The sequence below is a fragment of the Methyloceanibacter sp. genome (assembly GCF_058506495.1).
This window is the reverse complement of the sequence record NZ_JBZMXT010000200.1, coordinates 1-1,156: the sequence shown is the minus strand read 5'-3', so window position 1 is coordinate 1,156 and position 1,156 is coordinate 1. Positions and strand designations below refer to the sequence as shown.

General features: G+C 54.4%; 2 protein-coding genes. One reads left to right on the top strand and one right to left on the bottom strand.

Annotated features, from left to right (window positions below):
* The coding region (locus AC33YF_RS13985; RefSeq protein WP_491777825.1) for a DUF1254 domain-containing protein at nucleotides 1–314 on the bottom strand (314 nt) is incomplete at its 3' end.
* 388 nt (nucleotides 315–702) lie between these two features.
* Between AC33YF_RS13985 and AC33YF_RS13980 the strand changes: the two genes are divergently transcribed.
* Nucleotides 703–1,092 (top strand): phasin family protein, encoded by a 390-nt coding sequence (locus AC33YF_RS13980; protein ID WP_491777824.1) that lies wholly within the window; start codon nucleotides 703–705, stop codon nucleotides 1,090–1,092.
* The last annotated feature ends 64 nt before the right edge of the window (nucleotides 1,093–1,156 follow it).

Here is a 1,156-nt window from a genome sequence, read left to right as displayed (position 1 = left end):
GGCGGTATATCGAGAACGACCGGTCCTTGCCGAGTACTCAAGAGGACGTTGACATAAGGCGTTTGATTATTCGGCGTAAGGGCTTCCTGAAGTGCTGTCGGCGGCTTCGTCAGGTAGTAGACCGTGTTGTAGTCACCACCAACGCTGAAATATGCGTCACGCAACGCGATCATGCTAACGGCCGGCATTGACCAAACGACGGCTTCAAAGCCGCGCTCGCGTGCCAAGCGAGTTTGCCAGTCGGCAGCTTCCGCAAGGGCAGAGCCGGAATAAATCGCGGCCAATCCAGCGAGGGCTGAAATGAAATTCCTCACAGCGAAGTTCTCCTTGTCCGCTGTCCTCAGTTAGTGGTTTTTTCGGACGGGCGGCGGCCATTTCCGGTAGCGAGATCACGCGTGGCCAGGCACCGGGTTGCCAGGCTCACCCTTCATCTACTCAACACGCGACCTCCTTCGGCGGAATGACCCAGATCAAAACGGTATCCACGCTCGGGCCGAGGTGTCCGCTTGGGGTCAGTGGCAGACCTCGTCGAGCAGATCAGGCATGTCCGCTTTGCGCATGAAAGCAGACGCGATTTCCTCAGCGAGCTAGGTCAGCTATATGACATATCCTGATCTCTTTCTGGCCAAGACCTCACCCGCCCCTTAAGGTTGCGATAAGAGCTAAGCGGACTTGCCGCAACAAAACCACCGGGAGGGCACCATGGCTGCTAAGAAATCTAAATCTCCCTTTGAGATTCCGCCTGAGCTACGCGAACTGACAGAGAAGAATATTGAGCAGGCAAGTGCGGCTTACGGACACTTCATGGACTTCCTCACGCAAAGCATGAAGGCTTGGTCGGGTGCAGCATCGGACAGCAAATCGAGTGGATTTGAAGGGCTACAAAATCGAGCAGTCGAGTTCGCGAAGGAAAACGCCGAACGTTCTTTCACATTGGCAAAAGAAGTAGCCAGGGCAAAGGACATGCAAGAGATTCTGACCCTTCAGAGCAAATTCGCGCAGACGCAGATGCAGACATACACTCACCAGGTCCAAGAACTCAGTCAGCTGATGTCCGAAGCGATGTCAAAGGCTATGCGCGACAGGCAGTAAAGCTCTGCTCGTTAATGAAGCGACTGGTCGTGATTGCCTCATCAGTAAAAATCGGCCATCAACG